Genomic DNA, 14133 nt, shown 5'->3' with positions numbered 1-14133 from the left:
GTCAGGGGAATGGATCGGGGACTGGCGCGGTGCCGGTCCATATCGATTTGACCTGACAGAAATCCTTGATGGCGTTCGGGCCAAGTTCACGCCCATAGCCCGACAGCTTGATCCCGCCGATGGGGCTGGCAGGGTCTACGCTGCGATAGTGGTTGATGTAGACCGTGCCTGTCGCAATAGCCCCGGCGATACGCGCGCCCTTGTCGGCATCGGTCGTCCACACCCCTGCAGCCAGCCCATAGTCGCTGTCATTGGCCAGCGCGATGGCTTCGTCTTCGGTAGTGAATGAGGTTACGGCAAGAACCGGGCCGAACACTTCTTCACGCCAAAGCTGCATGTCGGGGCTTACATTGTCGAACACCGTCGGCCCGATATGGAATCCGTTCCGACCCGCTGCCGTAGCGGTTCCATCCAGCAGGCAGGCTGCGCCATCGGCCTTGGCACGTTCGATCATCGCCGTCACCTTGCGCAGATGCGGCTCGTTGGCCAGTGGTGCGATCTGAGTGTCTGGGTCCATCGGGTCACCCATCCTAAGCGCTCGCGCCCGGTCGACCAGGCGTGATACCAGCTTGTCTTTCAACCCGGCCTCAACAATCAGCCTTGAACCGGCGACGCAGGTTTGACCGTTCGACAGGAAGATGCCGGACAGGATTCCGTTGACCACATTGTCCAGATCGCAGTCGGCAAAGACCACCTGCGGAGACTTTCCACCCAGCTCCAGCACCGCAGGGATTACTCCGGCTGAGGCAGCCTCGGCCACTTTACGACCGCCAAAATCCGAGCCGGTAAAAGTGACCTTGCGCGTCAGGGGGTGACGAACCAACGCCTCGCCCACTTCGTGACCCAGTCCGGTGACCACGTTTAACACCCCGGGCGGCAGTCCTGCTTCGTGCGCCAGCCGTGCGAATTCCAGAGTCGAGGCCGAGGCCATTTCAGAAGGTTTCACAACCACCGTATTGCCCGCCGCCAATGCCGGTGCCAGCTTCCAGGCAAGGATCATCAACGGAGAGTTCCATGGCGTGATGGCGACCACGACGCCATAGGGCAAATGGTACCCAACGCTCTGCACGCCTGGGACGTTGTTGGCTTGCGGTTCGGGTTGTAGTTTGCGCGCCTCTGCCGCGAAATACCTGAACCAGCTGTGCAGCCCGGAAAATTGTCCGCGCACCTCGGCTATGCGCTTTCCGTTGTCGCGGATTTCAGGCGTTACAAGCTCTTCCCAGCAGGTTTCCAAGATGTCTGCCAATCGGTCGAGCGCATCCGACCTCTCTGGCGGCCCCGACTTTGCCCATGGCCCGTTCCGGAAAGCATGATCGGCATCCCGGATAGCCTGATCGGCGGTTTGTGCGTCGCAACGGGCGACCTTGCACCAGACCTGACCAGTGGCGGGGTCGACGCTGGGCAGGGTTTCACCATCCCAATCAACAAAGGCACCGGAAATGAACGGAGAGCAGGTTTTCATTCAACGTCCCTCGGGCACGGGTTGGGCAACCAGCGCCAGCAAATCGCCCCGGCGTACAATGCCGCGATTGCCATGGGCCAGAACATGGCCCGTTGCGGGAAAGGTAAGCTTGACAGCTGCGCGTTCCGGTTCGGTCGGAAAGTGCAGAGTACCCGCCAGATCACCTTTGATTACCTGTTGCCCGGCAGCGCAGCGGCGGTCGAACAGGCCATCCGCAGGCGCATGGATCGAATGCAGCGGATCGGCGACTTCCACACATTGCGCCGGTGCTGGGGCAGGAGAGCCGCCCGGCAGAATGCCCAGATGTTTCAGGCAGCGTATCAGCCCGGCTTCAGCAAGGTCAGTGGCATGAGGATCGACACCCCCTCCGCCACTAAGTTCTGCTGCGATCATCGGAACTCCGGCGCGGGCAGCGGCAGCATTCACCGAGCGGTTGTCGTTATGCACGCCCAGTACCCAGATCAGCGGAAGCCCAAAGGCGCGGGCCAAATCCATGTTGGCTGCGGTCAGGTCTGTGTCATCCCCCCTTGCCGCCAGTGCGCAAGGATCGAAAACGGACGCCTTACCACCTGAGTGCAGGTCTATGGCTGCGTCAACGCGGTGCAGCAGTACGGTTTCGACAAAATGCGCCAGCATGGCCGTCGGGCCACCATCCGCATCGCCCGGAAAAGCGCGGTTCAGGTTCTGACCATCCAATGGCGAAACCCGCGACGAAGCCTGAAAGGCGGGCGCGTTCAGGGCCGGGAGCAGGATCACCTGCCCGGAGAGTTCGGCAGGGTTCAGCCGTTCCGCCAGACGCAGGATTGCTGAGGGCCCTTCGAATTCGTCCCCATGTGTGCCGCCCAGAATCAGGACAGACGGCCCCGGTTTGCCCCGCAGGCTGATGATCGGGATGGGATGGTATCCCAGCGGTACGGTATTGTCGGACCATTTCAGCATAAGATCGCCAACCTGCCGACCCGGCGCATCCAGATTAATGGTCAGGTGAAGCCTGCTGGGTTGGGGTGAAAGCGTGTCGGTCATCCGGGTTCTTCTACTGGGCTGCGACTTTCATAACATAATTTTTTTGAAAGTGAATTGTCTAAAATTATATGTTGTGTGATATATGTATGAAATTGCCATTGCCGTCAATGGCGGCGCCGGAGGATTTGGATGGTCATAGCCCGTGCTAAAGCTGGAATAGACAGGATCAAACCTCATATGATGGGTGCGGCGTCCATGGACGTTCCGCCGCCTGCGATCCTTCTGAACTCGAATGAAAGTGTGTTTGGTCCCAGCCCGACGGCCCGCTCCGCCGCCTGTGCGGCCATCAGCAGTGTCGAACGCTATGTTGAAAACCCCGATCACATTCTGGCCCCAGCAATCGCCGAGAAATTTGGGCTGGACGCCGCACGGATCACCACCGGGCAGGGATCGGACGATCTGCTGGCCCGCCTGGCCCGCGCCTATCTGGGGCAGGGCACCGAGTTGATCCGCAGCGCAAACGGCTATCTCAAAGTACCGAACTACGCCTATGCCAATGACGCCGAGGTGGTGTCGGTCGCGGACGATGCCTTCAAACCCTCAGTCGACCGAATGATCGAGGCGGTGACTAAACGTACCCGGATCGTTTACCTTGCCAATCCCGAAAACCCGGCAGGTACATATCTGAACGGATCAGAGCTGTGCCGTCTTCATGCTGCGTTGCCTGAAAATGTGCTTCTGATCATTGATGCCGCCTACGAGGAATATGTCGATGCGGCGGATTATGAGCCTGCGCACAAGCAGGTGGAGGCTGCGGACAATGTTGTCATGTGCCGGACGTTTTCAAAGATTTTCGGACTGGCGGGCGCACGCGTCGGCTGGATGTTCGGGCCTGAGGATGTGGTCGACAGCGTGCGCCGGATCAGTCTGACCTTTCCCGTGGCGTCTTCTTCGGTTGCGGCAGCAGTTGCAGCACTGGAAGACACTGTGCACACCCGTTTTGTGCGAGAGACCAACCTGAATAATCGAAAATGGCTTTCGACCGCACTAACGGAACTGGGCCTGTATGTGGTTCCAAGCCAGACCAACTTTGTGCTGGTTCAGTTTCCAGATCCCAGGAAATCTGCCGAAGCGGTGGATCGGTTCTTGCGGCAGCGCGGCGTTGCCGTCCGCCGGTTCGCCTCGCCCGCCTATCGCGACTATATCCGCATTACCATTGGCCACCGCCATGAATTGCAGGCGGCACGGGACGGGATCGCTGCGTTTCTGGCCGGAGGTGCCTGATGGTCGCGTCCCCTCAACCAGCAGAAGATGCTCCGCAGGTCGCGCATCCATCCGGCGCCGCAATCATAGCCGCAATCAAGGTGGCGGGTGTTCGTGAAATAGTTGCGCTGCCGGATATTGTTACCAGTGATGGACTTCTCTGGCCGATCTCACGCGATCCCGTATTTCGCCTGACCCGTATCTGTAAAGAAGATGAGGGCGTCAGTATTTGCGGGGCGATGTCATACAACGGTACGCGGGCGGTCTTGATGATGCAGCAAACCGGGTTGATGGATTCCCTGAATGCGATCCGGGCCATTGGCGTCGACTATGAACTGCCGGTGGTCATGATGGTTGGACTGCAAGGCAAGGAGCCACATATGCACCCGGATCAGTCAGCCTCTTACGGGGTGCGGATCGTCCGGCCGGTGCTGGACGCTATGGAGCTGTCACATTCCCTGATCGAGGAACCGGGAGATGAAGACCATATCCCGCAGGCGATCGAAGCGGCCTATGCGGCCTCAAGACCTCATATTTTCCTGATTGGCCGCGCACCGGAGGCGCCATGACAATGCACCGCGATGCCGCGTTGAAAGCCCTGATCCCTCATGTCCGCGAGGAGGACATCGTGGTCGCCGTGTATCAGAACTGTTTCGACTGGCTTGCCCTGAACCCGCGCGATCTGAACTACGTGGCTGTAGGAGCGATGGGGCAGGCATCCTCTCATGGTTTGGGTCTGGCACTGGCCAATCCTGATCGGCGTGTGATCGTGCTGGATGGCGACGGCAGCCTGCTGATGAATCTGGGAACTTTGGTGACGATTGCCAATGCGGGAGTGACAAACCTTTACCATTTCCTTTCGGCCAACCGCGTCTATGAGGTGAACGGGTCGCACCCTTTGCCCGGCGCGGACAAAGTGGATTTTACTGCTATGGCATGGGCCGCCGGTTATGCCGGAGTGCAGCGATTTACCACGCTGGATCAGTTTTCCGCGGCGCTGCCGCAGGTGCTGTCATCCACCGGCCCACAGTTTGTTTCGATGGAATTGACGGCAGGTGCTCCTTATCCGCAGGACTACGCCTATATTCACAGCGCACAGGCGCGTGCCAGTTTCCGCGAGGCGCTTAATCGCCGTTGATCTGAGATTGCACGATCTTTAGAAAGGATTGCCCGACGGCAGACAGGGGCTTGTTTTTGGACCAGAACAGAACTGCCCGAAAGGTCAGAGGTGCCGCAAAGGGCAGGGCGACACAGTCAGGAATTGTTCTGAGGTAATCCAGGCTGGCCCCGACAACCGAGACGCCCAACCCACGCGCAACAAGACGGCATACTGCGTCGGTAGTGCGCGTCTCATACTGCATCTGCCGTTGAATGCCTTTTGCCTCGAAAAACTGATCCATCTCGAACCGGAACCGCGAGGAAGGCATGTATGAGATAAAATTCTCACCAGCCAGATCCTGCGCCTGTACAAGGGTTTTCCCGGCCAGAGGGTGACCAGTTGGAACGACGCAGCACACATCGCTGTTCCGGATAACCAGACTATCAAAGGACGGGTTGGCGGGTTCGGTCGTCGTGACCCCGAAATCGTAATTCTGCGAGACCATCCATTCGACCGCATCGTCGCTGGGCGCGATTTCCATCCGGGCCATGGCCTGCGGCCAGGTGGCGGCGAATTCCTGAATCAGATCGGGGGCCAGTTGGGACGACACCCCCGGGGTGATCACAAGGCTAAGCCGCGCGTGGCCGAATTTCCCGATGGCAGTCGCAGATTCCTTGATGTGTTCCATGCCGCTGACGGCCTGCCGCACCTCTTCCACCAGCAGACGGGCCTCATCCGTGGGCACCAGCACCCGGCCCGAGCGTTGAAACAACCGAAATCCAACTTCGGCCTCAAAGTCCGAAATCAGGCGACTGACCGCGGGCTGCGAGATACCCAGCATCGCCGCCGCCTCGGTCACGGTTCCGGTCGAAACCACGGTTCGAAAAGCGTCAACCTGTTTGAAAGTGATCTTCATGCGGGGACTAGGCCTGATTGAGATTTACGGTCGGATTATTCATAGTTTCACATAATATAGGAATATGAAATGGTTCCGGTGGGTTATACGGCCCGATGCCGCCGGAATGTGATGCCTGCTTACTGCGGACGTGTTGAAACGGTGATGAATTCAATCGCATTTGACAGGATTTGATGAAAGCCATGAGGCAGCTTGGCGTCAAAGCTCAGCGTATCTCCGGCGGCCATCGTAAAATCCTCGGTCCCGCATCGATAGACCGCCGTGCCCCTGATCATATAGAGAAAGACGTACCCTTCATGCTGATAGCTTGGCAGGCTTTCTGACTGGTCACGTGAGATGGTGATATGGGCAGACTGAAACGTGCCACGGGGCCCGCCATGTTTGCCCAGCAACATGTAATCATGTGCGTGGCCCTGTGTGATGCGCCGCGATGGCAACCCGTCGCCCGCTTTGACATGATGCACATCAGCTGCCACTTCGGAATGTGCAAACAGCGCCATCAGCGCGACGTCCAAAGCATCCGCCAATGATTGCAACGTGCCAAGTGAAGGGGATACATGCCCGTTTTCGATCCGGCTGATCATCGCGGTTGAAATCTGCGCCCGGGTGGCCAGATCCGCCAGCGTCAGATTACGCTCCTGCCGCAACCTTTGCAGAGTCTGTCCGACTTCTTTTTCAGTATCCGTTTTATTTACCATCAAGCGATCGCCATTCATCCTTGTCTGGATGTTGATAGCGGTTGGCAGGAATGGCCGCAAACTTTTCCCGACCCGGTTCTGCGGGGAATTGTGGGTCAGTTGTAAGGTCGTTCTGGCTTAGGTTTTAATCGTACCATCCTCAACCCAGGCGTCGAACTGTGCAAGAACAGCGTCGCAGAATGCAGCGTTGTTGATGTGTGCGTCCAGTACGGTCATCGAAAGAATCTGTTGGTAAGCTGCTTAGGAATCTCCGTGTATGACCGCAAACCCTACCGGAAAGGGTACTCATTTTCTATCGCTGTTCGCATGTCCTGATCCCGATTTTCAGATCGGGTGAAAAAACGGGCGAACTCATCATGCGGCTCGATCGGCGTTCGGAATCATCCTGAGTCATCGCGCACTACGCGAAAGCCTACATCGAACGATCTGAGGTTGGGATCAAATGCAGATCGGTTGGCGGATCTGGCGTAGGTCATTGAGTAGTGAGAGGTTCCTCCTCTCGCAACACGGCGGCAACCCTGTTCTCCTGTTCGAGGCTTTGGGTAGTCACTGAATTCGGCATAGGCAGATTCGTCATAGCAATCCTGCACCCATTCGGAAACATTGCCGTGGATGTCGTGCAGTCCGAACGCGTTTGGCGCATATTCCCCAACCGGGACGGTCTTGGCCACGGTTGTATTGGCGATCCGGTCAGCGGTTGTTCTGATATCCCAGTTTGCGTCAGTTGCCAGTAATTCTGTGCCTGTATGATAGGGGGTGGTTGTGGCAGCGCGGGCGAAATACTCCCATTCGGCTTCGGTCGGCAGCCGGTAGAGATGTCCGGAAACCCCCGTCAGCCAGCTTAGGTATTGCGCAGTGTCATACCAGCTCACTAGATGACGGGCCTTGCGCCTCGACCCCAGTCGACATCCGCCGGGTCAAGCGTGCAGGTGCCTGCATCCTGGCAGAATTGCCAGTCATCAAAGGTGATCTCGAACTGGCTGACCGAGAGTCCATCCGGAACTGTGACAAGATGTACCGGCCCTTCGTCCACGCCGCGACCGGCTTCGCCGTCTGGAGATCCCATATGGTATTCTCCGCCAGGCAGAGGCACCATGCCCGGGCATTGGACGCAATCCTTGAAAACGCGCGCATCATCATGGTTCTGTTGCAAAGATTTGAGCCCGCTGAGTTGTTTCAGCAATCGCTTATGAGTCAGGTGGCGAGCTCAGCGAACTGCTGAAATGGACAGAGTCTGGGTGTGAATTGGTCCTTGTGGATCATATGCGACGCTTCGATTCCGTCGAGCGTTGCCGCCGCTGAAGCGAAGGCCTTGAACCCCATCATTGGCCGCGTGCGTCTCTTGATGAAACGGTGGTCCTGTTCCACGATATTGTTATCCGCCATTCGTGCTCCCAACGCCCCAATCCCGGTGGTTCAATAATAAACCACATTGAAGTCTTCGGAACCTCCGATTGAAGCGTCGCGATCATTCATGCCGGATAATAACCTGATCGAACAGGATCATCGGCTTATTAAGCGTCGCGTACGACACATGTGCAGTTTCAAATCATTCAGATCCGCATCGGCGACTTTGGACGGTATCGAGGTCGCCAACATGATACGGAAGCGGCATTCTCAGGCGATACGACTTCCGGCTTTCAGCTTTTCGCCAAGATAGCAGGATAAGTATATCCAGTAAGTCGCTTACTCTGGCCGTCCCAAAAATTTGCGACACATCCCACACGGTTAGGGGTCGAAAGCCATTTTCGGTTCAGCTCTGCCCTGCCGGAAGACCACTTGCGAGAGGGGCTTGCAAAGCTCAACGTTCTGACCGGTGATATTCTAAACCACGCGTGACGGGTAACGGATTGCAGGATTGTTAAAACGTCGCCACTGATTCGCGCCGTTTTGGTTTGTCGGAGACCGGGATGCGGTTGCCATTCGGGCACGAGGGATCGTTCGGAACCCGCGTGGCTTCACGAAAATGTCACGAAAACCGGGCCGATCCTCAGAAAATTGCCAGCGACAGGTCGTTGGGGATATTTCTGCTTATGGTTGCTTGAAATTTCATCAAGGCTTTATCCCAGAGCCAAAAGATGTCACGGTTTGCGGCAGCGAAAGACAACTTTCGCAACTTCTTTACCGACAGAAACCAAGAAAGCTGCGACGCAGTGTTCCTTGCGAATTGGCAAAATCAAAATCGAAATGAACGAAGTCTCAGCGGGCGTCGGTCTAATCCGGCTGCTGCGTGCGACCCCGATCAAGTGGGGCCGCGCAGCGACGAACTTATGGGAGAGAAATCATGAACAGATACATTCGGAACTCAGTGGCGGGGCTTTTGTCGTCGACCATGATCACAGGTGCCGCGTTTGCCGCTGGCACGCATCCTGAAACCGGCGAAGCGCTGGCGGACGATCAGACCTTTACCTACCGCATTCTGGACGAGCACAGCTCGGTCGATCCGCAGGTTGTCGAAGACGTTTCCGGTGCTGAAATTGTACGTGACCTGTTTGAAGGGCTGATGAACCAGGATGAGGATGGCAATCTGGTTCCGGGCGTTGCCACAGGTTACACCGTCGATGACAGCAAGAAGGTTTACACCTTCACACTGCGCGACAATGCGAAATGGTCGAATGGCGACCCGGTAACCGCCGGAGATTTCGTTTTTGCTTGGAAACGCGCAGTTGATCCGGCACTGTCCTCTCCTTACGCGTGGTTCATGGAGCTGATGTCGATCGAAAACGCTTCGGCAATCATCGCAGGCGAAAAGCCGATTGATGATCTGGGCGTCAAAGCCATCGATGACACAACCCTGGAAGTCACGTTGAGCGCGCCGCTGCCGTATTTCCCGCAGATGACGACGCATTCGACAACCTTCCCGGCACCTCAGAAGGTGATCGCGGAATTTGGTGATGAATGGACCAAACCGGGAAACATCGTGTCGAATGGCGCGTATGTTCTGACCGAGCACTTGCCGCAGGAACGTTCGGTCCGTGAGCGCAACGAGATGTACTGGGACAATGACAACACCATCATCGACAAGGTTGTGGCACTGGTCATCAATGATGAAAACGTAGCCCTGACCCGCTATCTGGCCGGTGAACTGGACCGGACCGAAGTTCCTGCCGGTCAATTCCCGCGTCTGCAAGAAGAGCATCCGGGCGAGGCAATCAGCTTCCCGCGCCTGTGCAACTATTACTACACGTTTAACGTGTCTGACAGCGGCCCTGAAGAATTCAAGGATCCCAAAGTTCGTCAGGCTCTGTCGCTAGCCGTTGACCGGGACATCATCACCAAGAACATCAAGGCCGGTGGCGAGCCGCCCGCGTATACATTTGTGCCAGAAGCAACCGCAGGCTTTACGGTTCCGGTCGTTGAAATGGCGTCAATGAGCCAGGCCGAGCGCGATGAGCTGGCCAAGGAACTGTTGGCCGAGGCCGGCTTTGGTGCGGATAACCCTTTGACCTTCTCGATGGTCTACAACACTTCGGAAGCCCACAAGAAAGTTGCTGTCGCGCTGAGTCAGATGTGGAAGCAAAAACTGGGCGCCAATGTTGAACTGGCCAACATGGAATGGAAAGTCTTCCTGGAAGAGCGGGGCAACCAGAACTTTGATCTGGCCCGCGGCGCGTGGTGTGGCGATTATAACGAAGCCTCAACCTTCCTTGACCTGTTGCAGTCGGATTCGGGCTACAACGACGGCAAGTATAACAATGCCCGTGTGGACGAGTTGTTGGCCGAAGCCAAAACTTCGGACGATCCGGCACCGCTGTACACCGAGGTCGAGCGTATTATCGCTCAGGAAACCCCCGTTATCCCGATCTATCACTATGCTGGTGTCTACATGATGGACAGCGATGTCGGAAACTGGCCGGTCAAAAACGTAGAGCAAAACTGGTATTCCAAGAACCTCTACAAAATCGCCGAGTAATCATCTTCTGACCATGACCTGCCCCGAAGTTTTCTTCGGGGCAGCGCCATCTATTGGGGGCATTGAATGCTTGCCTATGTCATTCGGCGGGTGCTGACCGCCATACCGACGATCCTGCTGCTGATCGTCGCCTGTTTCTTTTTGATGCACTATGCGCCCGGTGGGCCCTTTACCTCGGAACGGACATTGCCGCCGCAGGTTCTGGCCAATATCGAGGCGCGGTATGGTCTGGACCAGCCGTTGTGGAAGCAACTCTGGGACTATCTGTACAATATCGTTGTGCATTTCGATTTTGGACCGTCCTTCAAGTTCAAGGACCGCGATGTGAACGACATCATCGCGCAGGGCTTTCCGATCTCGCTGACCTATGGGTCGCTGTCCTTTCTGGTCGCTACTGTGGTTGGCATCGGGCTGGGGATTGCCGCCGCGATCCGGCACAACAGCTGGATCGACTACTTTGCGGTTGGGCTGGGGATTGCAGCGCAGGCGCTGCCCAACTTCATCATGGGTCCGATCCTGATCCTGACCTTCACCCTGTGGCTGGGATGGTTGCCCGGCGGTGGGTGGAATGGTGGTCAATGGCCCTATCTGATCATGCCGGTTATCGCCCTTGCGACATCTTACATGGGATCGATTGCACGGATCACCCGGTCTTCAATGCTGGAGGTTCTGAATTCGAACTTTATCAGAACCGCCCGTGCCAAGGGCCTGCCGACAAGAACCGTGATCTGGCGCCATGCGATGAAGCCGACCTTGCTGCCGGTCGTATCTTATCTGGGGCCGGTGTTTGTTTATGTGCTGACCGGATCCGTCTTTGTTGACATCTACTTCTCGACCGGTGGTCTGGGGCAGGCTTATGTCGGCTCGGCCTTGTCACGCGACTATGCTGTGCTGCTTGGGGTTACGATCCTCTATGGCGTTCTGACCGTTCTGGTAAACCTGCTGACCGATCTGGCCTATGCCTGGTTCGATCCGAAGATCCGCTACTGAGGGGCTGGATATGCTAGGAAAATCACAAAAAGCCGCGCATCTGGCCGAAGAAATCACCGATTATACAGCCGTTCAGGGGCGTTCGCTCTGGCAGGACGCGCGCATGCGCTTTGTAAGAAACAAAGCGGCAATGGCCAGTGTGTTCATTTTGCTGCTTATCGTGTTGTTCACAATCCTTGGCCCGTATTTTGCGGTCTGGAGCAATGAAGAGATCGACTGGAATGTCATGGGCGATGTCCGGGGCATGGGAATGCCGTCGATGGAAACGGGTCACTATTTCGGTGTCGATGATCTGGGGCGCGATCTGTACAGCCGCGTCATTCAGGCTACCACGACGTCCCTGCTTGTGGGGTTGATCGGGGCGGCGACCGCTCTGATCGTTGGTACGTGTTATGGCATTACTGCCGGTTACTTTGGGGGTCGGACGGATGGCGCCATGATGCGTTTTGTCGACATCCTTCTGGCTATCCCGACAACTCTGATCATCATCCTTCTGCTGGTTGTTGCCGGGCGATCCTTCTTCACGCTTTTCATCGCACTAGGCGCGGTTGGATGGCTGACCATGTCACGTATCGTTCGCGGGCAGACGCTTGCCCTGAAGAACCGCGAATTCATCGAGGCTGCTCGCGCCGCAGGCGTCAGTGAATTCACGATCATGTATCGCCATATTTTGCCCAATCTGCTGGGTGTCGTGATCGTCTATGCCTCGCTTCTGGTGCCCGAAATGATCCTGACCGAAAGCTTCATCTCATTCCTGGGTCTGGGAATTTCCGAACCCTACACGTCACTGGGAAGACTGATCGCAGAAGGGGCGGGAACCATGGGCTATGGAACGCTGTGGCAATTGATGTTCCCGCTGACATTCTATGTCGCCATTATCATCACGATGTTCTTCATCGGCGATGGTCTGCGTGACGCTTTGGACCCGAAGGACCGCTGATATGAGTCTGTTTTCCGTAAAGAACCTGAGCGTCCGGTTTGACACCCCCGATGGTGTCGTCGAGGCGGTCAAGGATATCAGTTTTGATATCAATCCGGGCGAATGCCTTGGTATCGTTGGTGAAAGTGGATCCGGCAAAAGCCAGACTTTCATGGCCGCTATGGGTTTGTTGCCCTCTGCCGGACACGCCAGCGGGTCAGCCAAGCTGAACGGTCAGGAGATTTTGAACCTGCCGGTGAACAAGCTGAACCAGATCCGCGGCGACGATGTCGGCATGATCTTTCAGGATCCTCTGACTGCATTAACGCCACATCTGAAGATTGGGCAACAGATGCGTGAAGTGCTGCAGGTCCACGAGGGCCTGAAGGGGTCAGCCGCGCGCGCGCGCTGTCTGGAGTGGTTGGACAGGGTGCGCATTCCCGAAGCGGGCCGCCGTCTGGACCAGTTCCCGCACGAATTATCCGGTGGAATGCGACAGCGTGTGATGATTGCGATGTCGATGCTGTGCAGTCCCAAACTGCTTATTGCGGACGAGCCGACGACGGCGCTGGATGTTACGGTTCAGGCAGACATCCTTGATCTGATGGTTCATCTGCAAAAGGATGAAGGCACCGCAATTGCACTGATCACACATGACATGGGCGTCGTTGCGCGCATGTGCGACCGGGTTCAGGTCATGCGGATGGGTGAATTCGTCGAAGTCGGTGAAACACGCGCGCTGTTCCGAAATCCGCAACATGAATACACGCGGGCCCTGCTGGAGGCGATGCCCCGGATTGATTCCGGCGACGCACCGCGCGCTTTGGAAAAGGCCGAAGAACCCCTTCTCAAGGTTGATGATGTCAAGGTTCATTTCCCCATTCATGTCTCTGGCGGGTTGTTCGGGCGCAAGGTTCCGCTGAAAGCTGTCGACGGTGTCAGCTTTGATATTCGCAAGAGCGAAACTCTGGGTGTCGTGGGCGAATCCGGTTGTGGAAAATCGACGCTGGCGCGCGCGGTCTTGCAACTGATCGAACCCAGCGCGGGCGGCGTCAGCTGGTTGGGCCATCCGATCGTCGGCTTGAAGCGATCCGAGCTGAACAAATACCGCAAGGACCTGCAGATCGTGTTCCAAGACCCGTTGGCCAGTCTTGATCCACGCATGACCATTTCAGCGTCGATTGCTGAGCCGCTGAAAACCTACCGCCCCGATCTGACGGACCGGGAACGCAAACAGATGGTCGCCGAGATGATGGAGCGGGTTGGTCTACAGGCCAACATGATCAACCGTTACCCGCACGAGCTGTCCGGAGGGCAGAACCAGCGCGTCGGCATTGCACGGGCGATGATCAACAAGCCCAGGCTGATTATCTGTGACGAAGCGGTTTCAGCGCTCGACGTTTCCATTCAGGCACAGATTGTCGAGCTGCTAAAGGAACTTCAGCAGGAATTTGGCCTGTCGATGATATTCATCAGCCATGACTTGTCGGTTGTGCGTGCGGTATCGAACCGGATCATGGTTCTGTATCTTGGTCGGATTGTGGAAATGGGTGATGGAGAGGTGATCTGCTCGGAGCCGATCCATCCTTATACTCAATCACTGATCTCGGCCGTGCCGATACCGGACCCGGATGTAGAGCGGACGCGGCAGCGCCTAAAACTGCCGGGTGAGCTGCCATCGCCGCTGGATCCCAAAGCCGCGTTGCGGTTTTTGCCCAGCCGACTGGTCAACGGTCACAGCGACTATGTTCCTAAGCTGCAAGAAGTCGCACCAGACCATTTTGTAGCGGAACACGACACGCTGGATTCCATCATGGCCAATGGCTGATCGAAAGGTCTGTTGCAGGTTTTCGATGCTTGGTGCGTGCACCGAAAACCTGCGCAGGGACTGTTCGAAGAAACCGCAGCGT

At 56.8% G+C, this 14133-nt stretch carries 13 protein-coding genes and 2 pseudogenes; 8 read left to right on the top strand and 7 right to left on the bottom strand.

Annotated elements, in window-relative coordinates; translation table 11 throughout:
- Nucleotide 1: 1 nt before the first annotated feature.
- Together ACR0BK_RS14880 and ACR0BK_RS14875 are read right to left on the bottom strand one after the other, a co-directional pair.
- On the bottom strand, nucleotides 2-1462 hold the full coding sequence (locus ACR0BK_RS14880) for an aldehyde dehydrogenase (RefSeq protein ID WP_480520644.1): 1461 nt from the start codon (nucleotides 1460-1462) through the stop codon (nucleotides 2-4).
- Nucleotides 1463-2485: a succinylglutamate desuccinylase/aspartoacylase family protein gene (locus ACR0BK_RS14875; RefSeq protein WP_480555219.1), complete on the bottom strand. Its 1023-nt coding sequence runs from the start codon at nucleotides 2483-2485 to the stop codon at nucleotides 1463-1465. It abuts the gene before it with no gap.
- 129 nt (nucleotides 2486-2614) lie between these two features.
- Here ACR0BK_RS14875 and ACR0BK_RS14870 point away from each other — a divergent pair, with 129 nt between their 5' ends.
- Genes ACR0BK_RS14870 through ACR0BK_RS14860 form a run of 3 tightly spaced genes read left to right on the top strand, consistent with a single transcriptional unit; the run spans nucleotide 2615 to nucleotide 4826 of the window.
- Nucleotides 2615-3709, top strand: coding sequence for a pyridoxal phosphate-dependent aminotransferase (locus ACR0BK_RS14870; RefSeq protein ID WP_480555217.1), 1095 nt, complete (start codon nucleotides 2615-2617; stop codon nucleotides 3707-3709).
- Nucleotides 3709-4257, top strand: a complete 549-nt coding sequence (locus ACR0BK_RS14865) for a decarboxylase (RefSeq protein WP_480477985.1) — start codon at nucleotides 3709-3711, stop codon at nucleotides 4255-4257. The genes ACR0BK_RS14870 and ACR0BK_RS14865 overlap by 1 nt, the downstream gene beginning before the upstream one ends.
- The gene (locus ACR0BK_RS14860) at nucleotides 4254-4826 is read left to right on the top strand and encodes a thiamine pyrophosphate-dependent enzyme (RefSeq protein ID WP_480520638.1); all 573 of its coding nucleotides are present in this window, start codon (nucleotides 4254-4256) and stop codon (nucleotides 4824-4826) included. The genes ACR0BK_RS14865 and ACR0BK_RS14860 overlap by 4 nt, the downstream gene beginning before the upstream one ends.
- Here ACR0BK_RS14860 and ACR0BK_RS14855 read toward each other — a convergent pair.
- The 5 genes and pseudogenes from ACR0BK_RS14855 to ACR0BK_RS14835 form a co-directional block, all read right to left on the bottom strand.
- The gene (locus tag ACR0BK_RS14855) at nucleotides 4813-5703 is read right to left on the bottom strand and encodes a LysR substrate-binding domain-containing protein (protein ID WP_480520636.1); all 891 of its coding nucleotides are present in this window, start codon (nucleotides 5701-5703) and stop codon (nucleotides 4813-4815) included. The genes ACR0BK_RS14860 and ACR0BK_RS14855 overlap by 14 nt on opposite strands.
- A 119-nt stretch (nucleotides 5704-5822) precedes the next feature.
- A complete protein-coding gene (locus tag ACR0BK_RS14850; RefSeq protein ID WP_480555215.1) occupies nucleotides 5823-6401 on the bottom strand; it encodes a helix-turn-helix domain-containing protein in 579 nt (192 codons plus the stop codon).
- A 380-nt stretch (nucleotides 6402-6781) separates the two neighbouring features.
- On the bottom strand, nucleotides 6782-7273 hold the full coding sequence (locus tag ACR0BK_RS14845) for a formylglycine-generating enzyme family protein (protein ID WP_480555213.1): 492 nt from the start codon (nucleotides 7271-7273) through the stop codon (nucleotides 6782-6784).
- The gene (locus ACR0BK_RS14840; protein ID WP_480520692.1) at nucleotides 7273-7497 is read right to left on the bottom strand and encodes an SUMF1/EgtB/PvdO family nonheme iron enzyme; all 225 of its coding nucleotides are present in this window, start codon (nucleotides 7495-7497) and stop codon (nucleotides 7273-7275) included. The genes ACR0BK_RS14845 and ACR0BK_RS14840 overlap by 1 nt, the downstream gene beginning before the upstream one ends.
- A gap of 98 nt (nucleotides 7498-7595) precedes the next feature.
- Nucleotides 7596-7778, bottom strand: a pseudogene (locus ACR0BK_RS14835) (DDE-type integrase/transposase/recombinase); the annotation flags it as partial.
- Nucleotides 7779-7884: 106 nt separating this feature from the next.
- Between ACR0BK_RS14835 and ACR0BK_RS14830 the strand changes: the two are divergent.
- The 5 genes and pseudogenes from ACR0BK_RS14830 to ACR0BK_RS14810 form a co-directional block, all read left to right on the top strand.
- Nucleotides 7885-8069, top strand: a pseudogene (locus ACR0BK_RS14830) (DDE-type integrase/transposase/recombinase); the annotation flags it as partial.
- A 616-nt stretch (nucleotides 8070-8685) separates the two neighbouring features.
- A complete protein-coding gene (locus ACR0BK_RS14825) occupies nucleotides 8686-10314 on the top strand; it encodes a peptide ABC transporter substrate-binding protein (RefSeq protein WP_480478071.1) in 1629 nt (542 codons plus the stop codon).
- Nucleotides 10315-10380: 66 nt separating this feature from the next.
- Nucleotides 10381-11304, top strand: a complete 924-nt coding sequence (oppB, locus tag ACR0BK_RS14820) for an oligopeptide ABC transporter permease OppB (RefSeq protein WP_209507493.1) — start codon at nucleotides 10381-10383, stop codon at nucleotides 11302-11304.
- Between the two features lie 10 nt (nucleotides 11305-11314).
- Nucleotides 11315-12244, top strand: a complete 930-nt coding sequence (locus ACR0BK_RS14815; RefSeq protein WP_480478073.1) for an ABC transporter permease subunit — start codon at nucleotides 11315-11317, stop codon at nucleotides 12242-12244.
- A gap of 1 nt (nucleotide 12245) precedes the next feature.
- Nucleotides 12246-14051 carry an ABC transporter ATP-binding protein gene (locus ACR0BK_RS14810; protein ID WP_480555212.1) on the top strand — a complete coding sequence of 602 codons (1806 nt, stop codon included), beginning with the start codon at nucleotides 12246-12248 and terminating at the stop codon, nucleotides 14049-14051.
- Nucleotides 14052-14133: the final 82 nt, after the last annotated feature.

Source organism: Ruegeria sp. AF1, from assembly GCF_056542125.1.
This window is presented reverse-complemented; position numbering and strand designations above follow the sequence as displayed.